Source organism: Staphylococcus kloosii (assembly GCF_003019255.1).
Lineage (GTDB): Bacteria > Bacillota > Bacilli > Staphylococcales > Staphylococcaceae > Staphylococcus > Staphylococcus kloosii.
Map to the genome: position 1 here is coordinate 1,471,662 of NZ_CP027846.1, position 14,386 is coordinate 1,486,047.

Consider the following 14,386-nt stretch of genomic DNA (forward strand, 5'->3'; position numbering starts at 1 on the left):
AACATGGCTGAAGAGCAAACAATTATGGAGCGACTATTCCAAACTTTGGATAACAAAGCGAAAACATTAAATGACGAAAATGGTCAAAGTTTTATCGAAAATCTTGGTTTGGCAATGGAGGACATTTACAAAAATGACAGAGATTTATTAGAACAAGCTACATTGCAAGATAGAAGAAAAGCTTTTCAATTCGCATATTTAAGTTTATTACAAAATGAAGAAATTCAAGCGAATCATCAAATTACACCAGATTCAATTGGATTAATTTTAGGTTTTCTTGTAAAACAATTTATGTCGGATAGTGAAGCCTTACACATAGCTGACTTAGCAAGTGGGGCGGGTCATTTAAGTGCCTCTGTACACGAAGTGATGACGGATGTTACATTAATGCATCATTTAGTAGAAGTGGATCCTGTATTATCTAGAGTTAGTGTTCATTTAGCAAACTTTTTAGAAATTCCTTTCGATGTTTATCCACAAGATGCGATAATGCCACTTACTTTTGAAGATGCTAATGTGGTGATTGGTGATTTACCGATTGGTTACTATCCTGCAGATGAACGTAGTCACGAAATGGAATTAGGATTTAAAGAAGGTCATAGTTACTCACATTACTTACTTATAGAACAAGCATTAGCGGCACTTGAACCTTCTGGTTATGCATTTCTTGTAGTTCCAAGTAATATTTTTGAAGGTGACAAAGTAAAACAGTTACAAAATTTCATTGCAACAGAATCAGAAATGCAAGCCTTTTTAAATTTACCAGCTACGTTATTTAAAAATGAAAATGCACGTAAATCAATATTGATTTTACAAAAGAAAGAAACTAACGTTACTAAGCCTGTCGAAGTTCTGTTGGCAAATATCCCTGATTTCAAAAATCCACAACAATTCCAAGGGTTTTTAGCTGATTTAACAGAGTGGATGAAAACAAATCATCCCGAAAAATAAACTGTAATACTATTGAATTTCAACTGTATTAATGGTTAAATTAATATGGATATTATAACTAAATTGAAAATGGAGGCATTATGCTCATGTCAAAATTAATTTTGGCGATAAACGCTGGTAGTTCTTCTTTGAAATTTCAACTTATTGAAATGCCTGAAGAAAAAATTATAACTAAAGGTTTAATAGAAAGAATTGGTTTAAAAGATTCTATATTTACTATCGAAGTAAATGGCGAAAAAATAGAAGATGTAACTGATATTAAAAACCATGAAGACGCAGTAAATATTATGTTAGAAAGCTTCAAAAAGCATGGTATTATTGACAGTATTTATGATATTGAAGGAACAGGTCACCGTGTTGTACATGGAGGTGAATTATTCCCAAGTTCAGTATATGTTACAGACGAAGTAGAAAAGCAAATTGAGAGTTTAAGTGAATTGGCACCGCTACACAACCCTGCAAACTTAATGGGTATTCGTGCCTTCCGTAAATTATTGCCTGAAATTCCACACGTTGCTGTATTTGATACATCATTTCACCAAACAATGCCTGAAAAATCATTCCTTTATAGTTTACCTTACCAATACTATGAAGATTATGGCATCCGTAAATACGGCTTCCATGGTACAAGCCATAAATATGTATCTCAACGTGCTGCAGAAATATTAGGTAAACCAATTGAAGAGTTAAGAATCATCTCATGTCATATCGGTAATGGTGCTTCTATTGCTGCTATCGATGGTGGTGAATCAGTTGATACTTCAATGGGCTTCACACCTTTAGCAGGTGTAACAATGGGTACACGTTCAGGTAATATTGACCCGGCTTTAATTCCATTTTTAATGGAAAAAACAAATAAAACTGCAGAAGAAGTATTAGATACATTAAATAAAGAATCAGGTTTATTAGGTATTTCTGGTAGTTCAAGTGACTTAAGAGATATCATTGAAGATAGCAGAGAAGGAAAAGAAAGAGCGCAACTTGCATTAGACGTTTTTGCTTCAAGAATCCATAAATATATTGGTTCTTATGCTACACGTATGCATGGTGTAGATGTAATTGTATTTACTGCTGGTGTAGGTGAAAACTCTGATCCAGTTAGAGCTAAAGTATTAGAAGGTCTAGAATTTATGGGTGTTTATTGGGATGCTAAGAAAAATGAAAATATTCATGGTGAAGAAGGATTTATCAACTATCCACATTCACCAGTTAAAGTGTTAGTTATTCCAACAAACGAAGAAGTCATGATTGCTAGAGACGTAGTAAAATTTGGCGATTTAGATTAATAAAAAAAAGACACCACTGCTAAGAGTGGTGTCTTTTTTTTAATTTAATGAGTTTGATACTGTGATCTAAATTCATCTGTAGCAACTTGAGGTTGGAAATCTTCTGGTAATTCTTCTGTGCGAACGACTAGGACGTCACAAGGTGAATGGCGTACAATCGCTTCTGAAACAGAACCTACGATAAAACGTTCTACTGCGTTTAAACCTGAAGTACCACACATAATTAAATCTGCGCCTACATCAGTAGCTAATTTTTTAGGAATAATAGCTTTAGGAGAACCAAATTCAAGTCTTGTTACAACATCAGAAACGCCTGCATTAGTAGCTACTTCTTTATAGCCATTAAGTAAGTCTTCAGAGAAATTTTTAGATTTCTCTGTGAATTGTGCGTCATAAACCTCATATGAAGAATAAGTTCTAGAATCGATAACATTCACAACAGTCAGTTGTGCTTCGTTACGTTTAGCAACATCAACCGCTTTGTTAAATGCCCATTCAGCTTCAAGTGATCCATCAACTGCGATTAAAATATTTTTATATGTTAGCATCGCAATTACCTCCTTAGTTTTCTTATTTATAGTATACCACATTGTCAGAATTTTAAATCAAATTAAATAATAATTTTCTTGAATTTAATGATTGCGCTTTCAATACATTCACGTTACTATATTTATGGAGGTGGGCGAATTGAATATAGGTATCCCAAAAGAGATAAAAAATAATGAAAATCGAGTAAGTTTATCACCAAGTGGTGTTCACGCATTAGTAGAACAAGGACATGAAGTTTTCGTCGAAACTTCTGCAGGACTAGGTTCATATTTTGAAGATGTAGATTATGAACAAGCTGGTGCTAAAATCGTCATGACACAGGAAGAAGTTTGGAATGTGGACATGGTTATGAAAGTAAAAGAACCACTTGAAGAAGAATTCAAATTCTTTAGTGAAGGTCTCATTTTATTTACTTACCTACATTTAGCAAATGAACGTAAATTAACTGAAGCATTAATGGAAAACAAGGTAATAAGTATTGCATATGAAACAGTACAATTACCTGATCGTTCATTACCATTGTTAACGCCAATGAGCGAAGTTGCTGGACGTATGGCAACACAAATTGGTGCTGAGTTTTTACAAAAATATAAAGGCGGTATGGGTATTTTACTAGGTGGCGTGCCTGGTGTATCTAAAGGACAAGTTACAATTATCGGTGGCGGCCAGGCAGGTACAAACGCTGCTAAAATTGCACTTGGTTTAGGCGCTGATGTGACAATCTTAGACGTTAATCCTCGTCGTTTACAACAATTAGATGATTTATTTGGTGGACGCGTTCATACGATTATGTCTAACCCATTAAATATCGAAAGAGCTGTAAAAGAAAGTGATTTAGTTATTGGGGCAGTACTTATCCCAGGCGCTAAAGCACCTAATTTAGTATCAGAGGAAATGGTTAAACAAATGAGAAGTGGTGCAGTAATTGTTGATATCGCTATTGACCAAGGTGGTATCTTTGAAACTACTGACAGAATTTCTACACATGATGACCCAACGTATAAAAAACATGGCGTTGTTCACTATGCAGTAGCAAATATGCCTGGTGCGGTTCCAAGAACTTCTACAATTGCGCTTAATAATGCAACGTTACCTTATGCATTACAACTTGCTAATAAAGGTTACTTAAAAGCATTACAAGACAATGAACCATTATCATTAGGCTTAAACACTATAAATGGACAATTAACTAATAGTAGTGTTGGAGAAGCATTAAATATTCCATCTGCTGCTATTTCAGATGCACTTAAATAAAAATTAAGTATTAGGAATTAGTCTTAATATTAGTTTAATTAACTGCCAACATCGTAATTGAGCGATGTTGGCAGTTTTGTTTAAAACAAAAAATTAATGTGATAGCTTACTGAGCTACCACATTAACTTAAAATTATACAATTTTTGTACCATGTACTTCTTGGAAAGGAAAGGCCGCGATTAATTCGGTAACATTATCTTTCGTCAGTCCACCACCTGGCATTATTTCGATATTGCCACCAGAATTGACAACAAGTTTACCTAAATGATTTAAATTATCAAAAATATTAGTGTCAGATGCGCCACCATGTGTTAATAGTCGGCTAAAGCCCATATCAATTAACTGATGTAGTGCTTTAATTTGTCCGTGAATGTGTATTTGATCAAACGCCATATGACACACAACGTTAGTAGGGTGAGCTAAACGTTGTAATGTTTTCATTTGCCATTCATTTAAAGTATTATCTGACGTCAAACACCCAAAGACAAAATAATCAATATTAAGTTGCTTAAATGTTTGTATATCTTTTTGCATGATTTCAAAATCATACAATTCATAAACAAAATTGCCGCCTCGAGGTCGAATCATCACAGCTAGTTCAACATTATTAGCTGCGCACATTTCTGAGACAATTGCCGTCATTCCGTAACTTGGTGTTGTGCCTCCTACTGATAAGTTATCGCATAATTCTAATCTGTCTGCGCCTTGAGCGATGGCATATTCAACTTGTTGAATTGTTTCTACAACCGCTTCTTTTATCATTTTTCATACCCAGTTAAAATAGTTGTACCTTCGTTGGTAACAAGGATATCGTCTTCTATACGTACACCAGCTACGCCAGGGACATAAATACCAGGTTCCACAGTAACAACCATGCCTGCTTCAAAGACATTTTCATTTGTGCTTGATACATCTTGATATTCGTGTTCTTCAAGTCCTAAACCATGTCCAAGTCTGTGTGGGAAATATTCACCATATCCTGCATCTTCAATAATACCTCTAGCTATATTATCAATCTCTTTAATTTTAACGCCAGGTTTAATCGCAGCGATAGCTTCTGTTTCCGCTTTAAGAACGATGTTATATATTTTTTGTGCATCTTCACTTGGTGTACCAAACTTTACAGTACGCGTCATATCACTACAATAGTTTTCATAGATAACACCTAAATCAAATAGTACAAATTCATCATTTTGTAATTGACGATCGCCAGGTGTACCATGAGGTGAGGCAGCGTGATCGCCAAATAATACCATAGTGTCAAAACTCATTTCGTTAACACCATATTTTTTAATTTCATTTTCAATATGATTAACTACTTGTCGTTCAGTAACGCCAACAGATAAGAATTCTACACCGATTTCAATACATTTATCTGCAAGTTTACAAGCTTCTTGAATTTTGGCAATTTCATCTTCGGTTTTAACGTTACGTAACGCTTTAATTGTAAGGTCAATGTCACCGAATGTTTCAACTCCAAATGCTTGGATTAATTCACGTTGACGTTTAAGTGTTAAATGTTCAGCTTCAACTAGTAACTTTTGAGCTGAAAAACTATATTTTGAAAAAGGACTTTCAGTATCAAGATACCCAACTACTGTACCTTCAAATGGTGATGCTTTTACTTCGTCTACTTCTAATTGAGGACAGAATAAGACTTGTTCACCTTGAGCAGTAACTAAAAGTGATAGTAATCTTTCATGAGGCTCACTTAAATAACCAGTAAAATAAAAGATGTTTAGTGGCGTAGTAATCCATGCAGCATCAGCTTGTTGTGTGTCGATTTCATTAATAATTTGATTAATTTTCATATGTAATTTCCTCCTATTTTGCTCTTCTAATTAATTTTATGTTAGATAGTTAAGTAATTCAAAAATTAGCTATTAAAATTACAATAAAACTATAAAATCATGAGCGTTATTCCTTAGTTATGTATTAATATATTGTTATAAACGTTATATACGTGGTATAGAAGTAAAGTAAATACTATAAATGGGAGGAACTACAAAATGAAATTATCTTTTCATGGACAATCAACTGTTTATTTTGAGGCTAACGGTAAAAAGGGTATTATAGACCCATTTATCAGTGGAAATGAATTATCTGATTTAGATCCAAATAATTTAGAAGTAGATTACGTGATTTTAACGCATGGTCATGGAGACCATTTTGGCGATACTATTGAAATCGCGAAGAAAAATAATGCGACTGTTATTGGCTCTGCTGAGCTGGGAGATTATCTCACTACTAATAAAGGTTATGATAACGTAAGACCAATGAATATTGGTGGGAAAGTAGAATTTGACTTTGGTTCATTAAAATTTGTTCAAGCGTTCCATAGTTCAAGTTTAACTGATGATAATGGAATTCCTGTATACTTAGGTATGCCGATGGGCGTAGTATTAGAATTAGAAGGTAAAACAATTTATCATACAGGCGATACTGGATTATTCAGTGATATGAAACTTATCGCCGACAGACATCCAGTGGATATTTGTTTCGTGCCAATTGGCGATAATTTTACAATGGGTATTGATGATGCAAGTTATGCTATTAATGAATTTATAAAACCAAAAGTAACAGTGCCTATTCATTACAATACTTTTGATTTAATCAAACAAAATCCAGAACAATTTAAACAAGCTGTTAACACTGGTGAAGTACAAATACTAAAACCAGGGGAATCAGTTAACTTATAAATAAAAATAAACGTTATCATCAATTGTGGTGATAACGTTTTTGTGTGTTTAATTATTATATTTACAGACTTTATTATTTAACGATAAGTACAGGAATTTTTGCACGTTTTGCCACTTTGTGACTTACACTACCTAAAACCATCTTTTTCTTGTCGTCGGCTTTTCTATTACTTAACACCACAATTTCGTAATCGCCACTATTAGCATATTTAACTAATTCAGCTTTTGCTCTACCACGTACGATGATTTCATCATGCTTAATACCATATTCATCTAACGCTTGACGTGTAGGTTCTAAACCTTCGCTACGTTTTTCGATAAGCTTATCTAAATGAACACCTGCTTTGATAGAAGCTTGAGCATCTTGTTCATTAATAGAATTGAAAATTGTCACTACTGTATCTTTACCAGCAATATTAGCAACTTGTTGTAAAGCTTGTTCATTTTTAAGTGTAGTATCTACACCTAGTAATATGTTTTTATACATAGTTTATCCCTCCTTAATTTTTATTTTAATAAATAAATGAGAATTAGTGCAATAAAATAAATTTATTTTTTTGAAATATTTTGATATGCACAGGTTAAATATATAAAACATTAGATGTAAAGTACAATTTTGTGATGTTGCATCGCAATTTAAGCTATAAAAAGTTATAATATATAAGTAACTAACAAATTAAAAGAGGTCCATTATATGACAAAACATGAACAAATATTATCATATATCGAATCGTTATCTGTGGGTCAAAAAATATCAGTTAGAAAAATTGCCAAAGTATTAGAAGTTTCTGAGGGTACAGCATACCGTGCGATAAAAGATGCAGGTCAATTAGGTCTTGTTGCTACAATAGACCGTGTAGGTACTGTGAGAATCGAAAAGAAAACACGTGAACAAATTGAACAGTTAACTTTTAATGAAATCGTTAAAATTATTGATGGTCAAGTACTAGGTGGGCGTAATGGTTTAATTAAAACATTATCCAAATTCGCCATCGGTGCGATGGAACTAAATGATTTGGTTAAATATTTAAGTGCGCATACATTATTAATAGTTGGTAATCGTAAAGATGTTCAATTAGAAGCATTAAAGAGAGGAAGTGCAGTATTAATAACTGGTGGTTTTTCTACTTCAGATGACATAATTAAATATGCAGACGAACATGATTTACCAATTATCTCGTCAAACTATGATACGTATTTAGTAGCAAACATCATAAATAGAGCCATGTATAATCAGATGATTCGTAAAGAGATATTAATCGTTGAAGATATAGTTAAACCGATTGATGATTCAACAGTTGTATTTGAAGATATGAAACTCAATGATTACAAAGATAAAGCAAAAGCAACAGGTCATTCAAGATTCCCTGTTATTGATGACAATTGGAAATTGGTCGGCATTGTAACGAGCAAAGAGATTATTAATATGGACGACGATGAAATACTTGCTCAAGTAATGACGCGTTCGCCAATAGACGTACAACTATCTACAACAATAGCTAATTGCGCCCACATTATGATTTGGGAAGGTATAGAATTGTTGCCGGTGACTAATTTGAGCAAAAAATTAATTGGCGTCATTTCTAGAGAAGATGTATTAAAGTCGATGCAATTGATTGGTCGTCAACCACAAGTAGGTGACACGATTAATGATCAAATCGCTAAGCATATACATATTTCCAATGATGTAATCCAAGTACAAACAACACCATTGTTGACTGATCAATTCGGTATGTTAAGTAAAGCAGTCTTTGTGGCTATAATTGAAGAAACAGTACGCTATGAAATGCGTAGATATAAAAAAATAGAAGTTATGATTGAAAACTTAAATATTTTTTATTTAAATACTGTACAAATTGAATCAGAAATAGATGTTCATTATGATATGTTAAATGTAGGACGAAATTTTGCTAAATTAGAAGTGACAATGAAAACAGGCACACAAAACGTAGCTAAAGCAATGATTATGTGTCAGATATTAAATTAATCATTATGATATAGAATGATAAAACCGAAAGGATACGATGAATGATGACAGAGATATTTAATGAGATTATGGAAGAAATAGAACAATATGAAACGATAATTATACATAGACATGTGCGCCCAGATCCCGATGCTTATGGCTCACAACTAGGATTGCAAGGTTATTTAAAAGCTAAATTTCCACATAAAAATATATATGCTGTAGGGGAACGTGAACCTTCTTTAGATTTTATTGGCACGTTTGATGATATTAAGGATGAAGTTTATCAAGAAGCGCTTGTAATAGTTTGTGATACAGCAAATTCTCCACGAGTGAGTGATTCAAGATATAACTTAGGACAAAAGCTAATTAAAATTGACCATCATCCAGCAGTTGATCAATATGGAGACCTTAATTACGTTAACACTGAGGCTTCTTCAACAAGTGAAATCATCAGTGATTTTATTAATTACTTTAATGATTTTTCAATTATCGATGGTTCGATTGCTAGATTGTTATATATTGGTATTGTTGGAGATACTGGAAGATTTTTATTTAACAACACGACACCACATACGATGGAAGTCGCTAGTCAATTATTAACATTTGATTTTAACCATAATGAAGAACTAAACAATTTAGCGGAAAAAGATCCTAAATTGTTACCGTTCCAAGGTTATGTTTTACAAAATTTTGATTTGAATGAGCACGGCTTTTGTAAGGTGATTATCACTACAGAAGTCTTAGAGCAGTTTAATATCGCAGCAAACGAAGCCTCATTGTTTGTTAATACAATTGCTGATATTAAAGGCTTGAAAATTTGGTTGTTCGCAGTAGACGAAGGTAATGAAATTAGATGCCGCATCCGCTCTAAAGGTATTGTGATAAATGATGTCGCAAGTGATTTCGGTGGTGGTGGCCATCCAAATGCTTCAGGCGTTTCAGTCGATAGCTGGGAGACATTTGAAAAATTAGCTACAGCATTAAATAATAAATTATAAGGATAAGAGGTGATAACATTGGTTGCATATTTAAATATTCATTCGGCATATGACTTGCTTAATTCAAGTTTGAAAATCCATGATGTCGTGACTAAAGCAACTAATGAAGGCTATACAGCTTTAGCCATTACTGATACTAATGTGCTGTATAGTTATCCTCAATTCTATGATGCGTGTATAAGCGCTAATATTAAGCCTATTTTTGGCATGACATTATGGTTAACTGATGGATTAACGTCATTAGAAACGGTAGTGTTGGCTAAAAATAATCAAGGCTTAACAGATTTAATAAAATTATCATCGGCAATTAAAATGAAAGATAAGATTGAAACAAGCTACGAGTGGTTATCTAAATATGCTGCTGAATTAATTATTATTTTCAAAGATGTTACTGATGAACACCAAAATATTGTGGAACAATTCAACTCACATGCTGATCTTTACATTAATCATTCAAGTAAAGCGATTATAGATGTTCCAATGGTATGGTTACAAAGTGCCAACTATCTTAATAGAGAAGACGCAAATACGATTACAGCCTTGAATGCGATTCGAGACAATAAAAAATTAGATTTAGTCAATGAACCTATTGATTATCATACGCATGTGTTAAGTGAAGATGAGTTGTTTGATTTAGACGTGCCTAAAGAAGCTTTTGATAATACAGACCATATAGCACAATTATGTACGGCTGAATTGAACTATCACCAAAATCTGTTACCTAAATTTCCTACGCCGGATAATCTATCGTCGAAAAATTATTTAATGCAAATTCTAAGGCAACAACTAGAAGAAAAAGAATTAAATCACAATAATAGTTACCGACAACGATTAAACTATGAGTTTAAAATTATTACAGATATGGGATTTGAAGATTATTTCTTAATCGTGAGTGATTTGATTCATTATGCTAAAACAAATGATGTTTTAGTAGGCCCAGGTAGGGGGTCATCGGCCGGTTCATTAGTTAGTTTTCTATTAGATATTACGACTATTGATCCAATTAAATATGATTTGTTATTTGAACGATTTTTAAATCCTGAACGTGTTACGATGCCGGATATTGATATTGATTTTGAAGATACAAAGAGAGACAAAGTGATTCAATACGTGCAAGAAAAATATGGCGATAATCATGTTGCAGGAATTGTGACATTTGGTCATTTATTAGCGAGGGCAGTTGCACGAGATGTTGGACGTATAATAGGTTTTGATGATGTAACACTTAATGAAGTGTCGAAATTAATACCACACAAGTTAGGTATTACGCTAGATGATGCATATAAAGACGAGGCATTTAAAGATTTTGTACATCGTAATCATCGTAATGAAAGATGGTTCGAAATTTGCAAAAAATTAGAAGGTCTCCCACGTCATACATCGACACACGCAGCGGGAATTATAATTAACGATCAACCAATTTATAACTACGCACCACTTACATTAGGTGATAATGGCATTTTAACGCAGTGGACGATGACTGAAGCGGAAAGAATTGGTTTATTAAAAATCGACTTTTTAGGACTTAGAAACTTATCAATCATTCATCAAATTGTTAAACAAGTTAAATATGATTTAAATATTACAATTGACATAGAACAAATACCTTTTGATGATGACGAAGTATTTCGCTTACTATCTTCTGGTGATACCACAGGAATATTCCAGCTAGAAAGTGACGGTATACGTAACGTTTTAAAGAAATTACAGCCAGAACATTTTGAAGATATCGTAGCCGTTACATCTCTTTATAGACCAGGGCCAATGGAAGAAATTCCTACTTATATAACACGTAGGCACGAACCTTCAAAAGTTGAATATTTACATGCTGATTTAGCACCTATTTTAAAAAAGACTTATGGCGTTATTATTTATCAAGAACAAATCATGCAAATAGCTAGTAAATTTGCTGGTTTTAGTTATGGTGAAGCGGATATTTTAAGACGTGCGATGAGTAAAAAAAATAGGGCAGTACTCGAAAATGAACGCCAGCATTTTGTAAAAGGTGCCGTGAATAACGGATATGAAGAACAATTAAGTAAGCAAATTTTTGATTTGATTTTAAAATTCGCTGACTATGGCTTTGCTAGAGCGCATGCGGTAAGTTATTCTAAAATAGCTTATATTATGACTTATTTAAAAGTTCATTATCCTAATTATTTTTACGCCAATATATTAAGTAATATTATAGGCAGCGAACAAAAGACGGCTGCTATTATCGATGAAGCTAAGCACCAACATATTGAAATTTTACCGCCTCATATAAATTATAGTCATTGGTTTTATAAAGCAACGCCTAACGGTATTTACTTGTCATTAGGGGCAATAAAAGGCGTAGGCTATCAAAGTGTAAAATTAATTATTGAAACCCGACAATCCGGTGGTAATTTCAAAGACTTTTTTGATTTTGCTCGTCGTATACCTAAGCGAATTAAAACGCGTAAATTATTAGAAGCATTGATTTTAGTAGGCGCTTTCGACCAGTTAGGACAAAATCGTGCTACTTTACTTCAGTCAATAGACCAAGTATTAGATGACGTGTCTAGTATTGAACAGGATGACTTAATTTTTGACGTGCTAACACCTAAGACTACTTATGAAGATAAAGAAGAATTACCGGATAAAGTTTTGAGTGATTATGAAAAAGAATACTTAGGATTTTATATTTCGACACATCCTGTTGAAAAGGCATTTAATAAAAAGCAGTATTTGGGTATTTATAAATTAACGAATGCTGTTAATAATAAGCCGATTTTTATACAACTTGAAAATGTAAAAAAAATTCGAACTAAAAATGGTCAAAACATGGCTTTTATTACTATAAATGACGGTAATAATACGATGGATGGCGTCGTCTTTCCAGATGTCTATAAGAAATATGAACAATTATTATCCGAAGAAAGCATGTTAACTGTTAGAGGTAAATTTGAGCGTAGAAATAATAAACTACAACTTATCATTTCTCAAATGAGTAGTTTAGAGACATTTGAACAGGCAATCATGCAAAATGCACGACAAATAGTTATTCGCCAAAATAAAGACATTGCTGAAATAGATCAGCTTTCTACTGAAAAAACTGAACAAAGTTTACCAGTCGAGTTTTATGATGAAACGACTAACAAAATGAATTTTATTGGTTATATAAATAATGATGATATTTCGCAGTTTATTTTACATTTTGACCCAGCAGATATTAGAATTATATAACTTTTACACCATTATAAATTATGATATAGTTAACTGATGGTTATTGAAAATTTACCATCAGTTTTCTTGTGAAATTTAGTGTATATTTTTATTAAGCTATTTTAATTAGAGATTTGTTAGAAACATATATTTATCTCGTTAAATAATTGTTATATAGTTAATGGTGTAATAAAAATATATATAATTACTCAATATATTTGTCTGGGGGCGACGCAAGCATGTCATTAAGAGATGAAGCATTAGAAATGCATAAAAAAAATAAAGGTAAACTTGAAGTAAATGCTAAAGTAAAAGTTACAAACAAAGAAGAACTAAGTTTAGCTTATTCACCAGGTGTAGCCGAACCATGTAAAGATATTCATGAAGATAAAAGAAAAGTATTTGATTATACAATGAAAAGTAATACAGTTGCCGTAGTAACTGACGGCTCTGCTGTACTAGGTTTAGGTGATATTGGTGCCGAAGCTAGTATACCTGTAATGGAAGGTAAAGCAGTATTATTTAAAAGCTTTTCAGGCATAGATGGTATTCCATTAGCTTTAGATACTAAAGATACAGAAGAAATCATTAGAACAGTAAAATTAATTGAACCAAATTATGGTGGTATTAACTTAGAAGATATTTCTGCACCACGTTGCTTTGAAATTGAAGAACGTTTAAAAAAAGAAACTAAAATACCTGTTTTCCATGATGACCAACACGGTACTGCTATTGTTACAGTAGCAGGATTAATTAATGCGCTTAGAATTGTTGATAAAGATTTATCAGATATTAAAGTAGTCTTAAATGGAGCGGGTGCTGCAGGCATTGCTATCGTTAAATTACTTTATTCTTATGGTGTACGTGAAATGGTAATGTGTGATTCAAGAGGAGCAATTTATGAAGGCCGTTCAGCTGGCATGAATGATACTAAAGAATATGTAGCTAAATGGACAAATAGAGATAAAGTAGATGGTAAACTTGAAGATGTTATTAAAGATGCAGATGTCTTTATCGGTGTTTCTGTAGCTAATTTACTATCAAAAGAAATGGTTAAATCTATGGCTGATGATCCAATTATTTTTGCAATGGCTAACCCTGACCCAGAAATCAATCCTAATGATGCAAAAGAAGCTGGTGCAAAAGTTATCGGTACGGGTCGTTCAGATTTTCCAAACCAAATTAACAATGTGTTAGCTTTCCCAGGAATTTTTAGAGGGGCATTAGATGTAGAAGCTACTCAAATTAATGAACAAATGAAAAGAGCTGCCGTTGAAGCAATTGCTGATTTAATTAAACCAGAAGAATTAAACCCAGATTATTGTATCCCAGCACCTTTCGATAGTAGAGTTGCACCATCAGTAGCTAGAGAAGTTGCTAAAGCTGCAATGGAATCAGGCGTAGCTAGAACTGAAGTTGACCCTGAAGAAATTTATAATAAAACAATAAAATTAACCGAAATAAACTCAAAATAATATAATGCTATAAACGTA

12 protein-coding genes are annotated in these 14,386 nt (G+C 32.9%); 8 read left to right on the forward strand and 4 right to left on the reverse strand.

What is annotated here, in order from left to right:
- The first annotated feature begins 3 nt into the window (after window positions 1-3).
- On the forward strand, window positions 4-951 hold the full coding sequence (locus C7J89_RS07370; RefSeq protein ID WP_061854442.1) for a class I SAM-dependent methyltransferase: 948 nt from the start codon (window positions 4-6) through the stop codon (window positions 949-951).
- A gap of 86 nt (window positions 952-1,037) precedes the next feature.
- Window positions 1,038-2,237 (forward strand): acetate kinase, encoded by a 1,200-nt coding sequence (locus C7J89_RS07375; RefSeq protein ID WP_103294671.1) that lies wholly within the window; start codon window positions 1,038-1,040, stop codon window positions 2,235-2,237.
- A gap of 44 nt (window positions 2,238-2,281) precedes the next feature.
- On the opposite strand, the gene C7J89_RS07380 is transcribed toward C7J89_RS07375, so the two are convergent.
- Complete coding sequence (locus tag C7J89_RS07380) at window positions 2,282-2,785, reverse strand: universal stress protein (protein ID WP_061854444.1); 504 nt, start codon at window positions 2,783-2,785, stop codon at window positions 2,282-2,284.
- A 139-nt stretch (window positions 2,786-2,924) separates the two neighbouring features.
- On the opposite strand from C7J89_RS07380, the gene ald reads away from it, so the two are divergent.
- Window positions 2,925-4,040, forward strand: coding sequence for an alanine dehydrogenase (gene ald, locus C7J89_RS07385; protein WP_061854445.1), 1,116 nt, complete (start codon window positions 2,925-2,927; stop codon window positions 4,038-4,040).
- A 133-nt stretch (window positions 4,041-4,173) separates the two neighbouring features.
- Here ald and C7J89_RS07390 read toward each other — a convergent pair whose 3' ends face one another.
- Both C7J89_RS07390 and C7J89_RS07395 read right to left on the reverse strand, forming a co-directional pair.
- The gene (locus tag C7J89_RS07390; protein ID WP_103294672.1) at window positions 4,174-4,803 is read right to left on the reverse strand and encodes a copper homeostasis protein CutC; all 630 of its coding nucleotides are present in this window, start codon (window positions 4,801-4,803) and stop codon (window positions 4,174-4,176) included.
- Complete coding sequence (locus tag C7J89_RS07395) at window positions 4,800-5,852, reverse strand: M24 family metallopeptidase (protein ID WP_103294673.1); 1,053 nt, start codon at window positions 5,850-5,852, stop codon at window positions 4,800-4,802. The genes C7J89_RS07390 and C7J89_RS07395 overlap by 4 nt, the downstream gene beginning before the upstream one ends.
- Before the next feature lie 198 nt (window positions 5,853-6,050).
- Between C7J89_RS07395 and C7J89_RS07400 the strand changes: the two genes are divergently transcribed.
- The gene (locus tag C7J89_RS07400) at window positions 6,051-6,740 is read left to right on the forward strand and encodes a metal-dependent hydrolase (protein ID WP_103294674.1); all 690 of its coding nucleotides are present in this window, start codon (window positions 6,051-6,053) and stop codon (window positions 6,738-6,740) included.
- A 73-nt stretch (window positions 6,741-6,813) separates the two neighbouring features.
- Here C7J89_RS07400 and C7J89_RS07405 read toward each other — a convergent pair whose 3' ends face one another.
- A complete protein-coding gene (locus C7J89_RS07405; RefSeq protein ID WP_061854449.1) occupies window positions 6,814-7,227 on the reverse strand; it encodes a universal stress protein in 414 nt (137 codons plus the stop codon).
- Window positions 7,228-7,434: 207 nt separating this feature from the next.
- On the opposite strand from C7J89_RS07405, the gene C7J89_RS07410 reads away from it, so the two are divergent.
- The 4 genes from C7J89_RS07410 to C7J89_RS07425 all read left to right on the forward strand — a co-directional run bounded on the left by C7J89_RS07410 (window position 7,435) and on the right by C7J89_RS07425 (window position 14,368).
- On the forward strand, window positions 7,435-8,727 hold the full coding sequence (locus C7J89_RS07410) for a DRTGG domain-containing protein (protein ID WP_103294675.1): 1,293 nt from the start codon (window positions 7,435-7,437) through the stop codon (window positions 8,725-8,727).
- Window positions 8,728-8,771: 44 nt separating this feature from the next.
- Window positions 8,772-9,707, forward strand: coding sequence for a DHH family phosphoesterase (locus C7J89_RS07415; protein WP_061855507.1), 936 nt, complete (start codon window positions 8,772-8,774; stop codon window positions 9,705-9,707).
- An 18-nt stretch (window positions 9,708-9,725) separates the two neighbouring features.
- On the forward strand, window positions 9,726-12,914 hold the full coding sequence (locus C7J89_RS07420) for a DNA polymerase III subunit alpha (RefSeq protein ID WP_103294676.1): 3,189 nt from the start codon (window positions 9,726-9,728) through the stop codon (window positions 12,912-12,914).
- 218 nt (window positions 12,915-13,132) lie between these two features.
- Window positions 13,133-14,368, forward strand: coding sequence for an NADP-dependent malic enzyme (locus C7J89_RS07425; protein WP_061854452.1), 1,236 nt, complete (start codon window positions 13,133-13,135; stop codon window positions 14,366-14,368).
- The last annotated feature ends 18 nt before the right edge of the window (window positions 14,369-14,386 follow it).

What these genes read in the sequence shown, in the direction of transcription:
- C7J89_RS07380 (WP_061854444.1), bottom strand. Translation starts at nt 2,785, where the DNA reads ATGCTAACATATAAAAATATTTTAATCGCAGTTGATGGATCACTTGAA.
- C7J89_RS07395 (WP_103294673.1), bottom strand. Translation starts at nt 5,852, where the DNA reads ATGAAAATTAATCAAATTATTAATGAAATCGACACACAACAAGCTGAT.
- C7J89_RS07390 (WP_103294672.1), bottom strand. Translation starts at nt 4,803, where the DNA reads ATGATAAAAGAAGCGGTTGTAGAAACAATTCAACAAGTTGAATATGCC.
- C7J89_RS07425 (WP_061854452.1), top strand. Translation starts at nt 13,133, where the DNA reads ATGTCATTAAGAGATGAAGCATTAGAAATGCATAAAAAAAATAAAGGT.
- C7J89_RS07370 (WP_061854442.1), top strand. Translation starts at nt 4, where the DNA reads ATGGCTGAAGAGCAAACAATTATGGAGCGACTATTCCAAACTTTGGAT.
- C7J89_RS07400 (WP_103294674.1), top strand. Translation starts at nt 6,051, where the DNA reads ATGAAATTATCTTTTCATGGACAATCAACTGTTTATTTTGAGGCTAAC.
- C7J89_RS07375 (WP_103294671.1), top strand. Translation starts at nt 1,038, where the DNA reads ATGTCAAAATTAATTTTGGCGATAAACGCTGGTAGTTCTTCTTTGAAA.
- C7J89_RS07410 (WP_103294675.1), top strand. Translation starts at nt 7,435, where the DNA reads ATGACAAAACATGAACAAATATTATCATATATCGAATCGTTATCTGTG.
- C7J89_RS07405 (WP_061854449.1), bottom strand. Translation starts at nt 7,227, where the DNA reads ATGTATAAAAACATATTACTAGGTGTAGATACTACACTTAAAAATGAA.
- C7J89_RS07415 (WP_061855507.1), top strand. Translation starts at nt 8,772, where the DNA reads ATGACAGAGATATTTAATGAGATTATGGAAGAAATAGAACAATATGAA.